Below are 3094 nucleotides of genomic sequence, written 5' to 3' on the forward strand. Positions count from 1 at the left end.
CATCCATGCGTTCACAGATATTCTGAACATTCACAGGCAAGTTTGCCGTTATCGAACCATAGTCGCCACCGCTGGCGCTGTGGGACAGGATCACGGCGTCATCGACATCTTGCCCCACGCTTACCTCCACCGTCTGTGGGGTGTTCCAGTTGGCGGTGGAGAAGCTGAGGGTGTTCTGGTTGCCGTTGATGGTGGCATCGGTATCCAGCGTCACGCCAGAGCCCGAGCCAGAGCTGAGGCGGACCGTCACCGCAGCGGTGGGCTGGCTGGCAAGGGCCACCGTATAGCTGCTGCTACCACCTCCGACCAACGTCAGTGAGGACGGTGTGAGAAGCAGAGCGGCCGTTTCATCATCTGTCACCGTCACTACCAGATTCCCGCTGATCGAGCCATAGTCGCCGCTGGCGCTGTGGGACAACGTCACGGTCTCATCGACCGCGTCATCGTCCTGCTCCCCGCTCACCACCACCGTCTGTGGTGTGCTCCAGTTTGCGGTGGAGAAGGTGAGGGTGTTCTGGTTGCCGTTGGTGGCGGCATCAGCATCCAGCGTCACGCCCGCGCCTGCGCTGAGGGTGACCGTCACCGCGGCGGTGGGCTCGCTGCCAAGGGCCACTGTGTAGCTGCCGCTTCCACCTTCAGCTACCACCAGTGAGGTTGGTGCGAGCACCAGCAGGAGGTTGCCACACCGCGGCAGCTCAACATCGACCGTCACACTTAACGGTAGACTCCTCGGTAAACAGATTAAACTATTGTCATTCAGCCCGAGTCTTTTTAGACCAGAGAGCCCAGCGAAGATATTTTCCGGCAGACTGTTTAGGTCATTATTACTCAGATTAAGATATTTTAGTTTAGAGAGCCCAGCAAAGATATTTTCCGGCAGACTGTTTAGGTCATTGTTACTCAGATTAAGATATTTTAGTTTAGAGAGCCCAGCGAAGAAGTCTTCCGGTAAACTACTTAGGTCATTGCCATGCAACCGGAGATTTCCTAGATTGGAGAGCCCAGCAAAGATATCTTCCGACAGGCTGCTTAGGTCATTGTCATGTAGATAGAGTCTTTCTAGACCAGAGAGTCCATCGAAGATATCTTCCGACAGGCTGTTTAAGTCATTGTTACTCAGATTGAGCTCTTTCAGATTAGAGAGCCTATCGAAGCTATCTTCCGGCAGGCTGTTTAAGTCATTGTCACTCAGATTGAGCTCTTTCAGATTAGAGAGCCTATCGAAGCTATCTTCCGGCAGGCTGTTTAAGTCATTGTTACTCAGATTGAGCTCTTTCAGATTAGAGAGATTATCGAAGCTATCTTCCGACAGGCTGTTTAAGTTATTGTTACTTAGATTGAGATATTTTAGATTAGAGAGCCCAGCGAAGATATCTTCCGGCAGGCTGCTTAGGTCATTGTCATACAGATAGAGATGTGTTAGATTAGAGAGCCCATCAAAGATATCTTCCGGCAGGCTGTTTAGGCCATTGTCAGTCAGCCAGAGTCTCTCTAGATTAGAGAGTCCATCGAAGATATCTTCCGGCAGGCTACTCAGGTTATTGCCACTCAGATAGAGAACTTGTAGATTAGAGAGCCCATCAAAGATATCTTCTGGTAGGTTGGCTAGAGGATTGTTACTCAGCCCGAGTAGGCGTAGATTAGAGAGTCCATCGAATAAATCTTCTGGTAGATTGCTTAGGTCATTTACAGTTAGAAAGATAACTCGTAGATTAGAGAGCCCAGTGAAGATATCTTCCGGCAGGCTACTTAGGTCATTTCTATCTAGATAGAGAGTTCCTAGATTAGAAAGCCCATCGAAGTCACCTGAATTTAATGAAGTGATTCCTTCAGAGTTAAGAGTACAAGTTTTTCCATCAGAACTCAATTCATTCATGCGTTCACAGATATTCTGAACGTGCACACTCAAGCTTGCCGTCACCAAGCCATAGTCGCCGCCGCTGGCAGTGTGGGACAGCGTCACGGTATTATCGACATCTTGGTCCACTCTTACATCCACCGTCTGTGGTATATTCCAGCTTGCGGTGGTGAAGCTGAGAGTGTTCTGATTACCGCCGGTGTTGGCATCGGTATCCACCGTCACACCCGCGCCCGTGCTGACGGTGACCGTCACCGTGTCGGTGGGCTGGCTGGTGAGCTTCACCGTGTAGCTGCTGGCCTCACCTTCTTCGACTACTGTCAGGCTTGCTGGAGTGAGATCCAGAGACTGAGCGTGAACATCTGGAGAGAGGATGAGGAGAGCAGCCAGTGGTGGAGCGGCACAGGTTAGAAAAAAAGATGTCCAGGCCTTGAAAGTCTGACGGGAGAAGTTGATGTGACGTGTCCAGGAGAAGGACGACGTTGAAGTCAGAGCATTGCTACTGGACATTGTGCTGCTGGCATGGTTTGACTGATCTGACAGGGAGCTCATCGATGCAGGTTGTCCATCACCACACCCAACAAGCCCTTGACGAGACCGAGGCCCCGTGCCCTGCATCCAGTCGGAATCGCGAATACCCGCAGTGATGCGGGCCAGTGACAATGAAGACATGAAGCTGTCGGAGGTAGAAGTGGGCTGGCGGGATGCGGCGCGCCCATTGGCAAGGCGAGAAGATGTAAGCGGGGAGATGAAGCGATGGTACCATGAAGATCGGCTCATGACTGATGCCCCAACGACCTGCATTCAGGATCAATCTTTTGAAGATTGATATAATTGTACAGCCTGACGACTGTTTTCTGTCCACTGCCAACTATTTTCAAACTTCTTCACCGTAGTGTCCCCTCGCCACATCCCAGCAGGCTCATGCTTGCTTCTCTCCCCAGAACCACTTCAGGGGCATCTTGAACAATTGCTTCTCCCTCTCGTCAGGGAAACACTACTGGCCACGGCCCCGGCCCAATGAACCGGGCTGCCGATCGGCAGCCCAGGATCAGAAGCGCAGGCTGGCGCTCAGCTCGATGCTGTGGTCCGGGTCCTCCTGACGGCGCTCGCTGCGGGTCAGATCCAGGCGCAGCTCGATGTCCCTGTCGAGGTCGCTGGAGAAGGCGTAGGCAAGACCGACACGGCTGCGGGAGCTGCCGTTGTCGCTGTGGTCATAGCCCAGGTTCGGGGTGA

General features: G+C 52.6%; 2 protein-coding genes. Both read right to left on the reverse strand.

The genetic code is table 11. The features are described 5' to 3' along the window. Window positions 1–2638 (reverse strand): leucine-rich repeat protein (locus tag J4G14_15145; protein MCE2459124.1); only part of this gene is annotated, 2638 nt, incomplete at its 3' end. A 271-nt stretch (window positions 2639–2909) separates the two neighbouring features. Next, a partial coding sequence (locus J4G14_15150) for a hypothetical protein (GenBank protein ID MCE2459125.1) occupies window positions 2910–3094 on the reverse strand: 185 nt, incomplete at its 5' end.

This window comes from Dehalococcoidia bacterium (assembly GCA_021295915.1).
GTDB lineage: Bacteria > Chloroflexota > Dehalococcoidia > Lucifugimonadales > UBA1123 > VXRN01.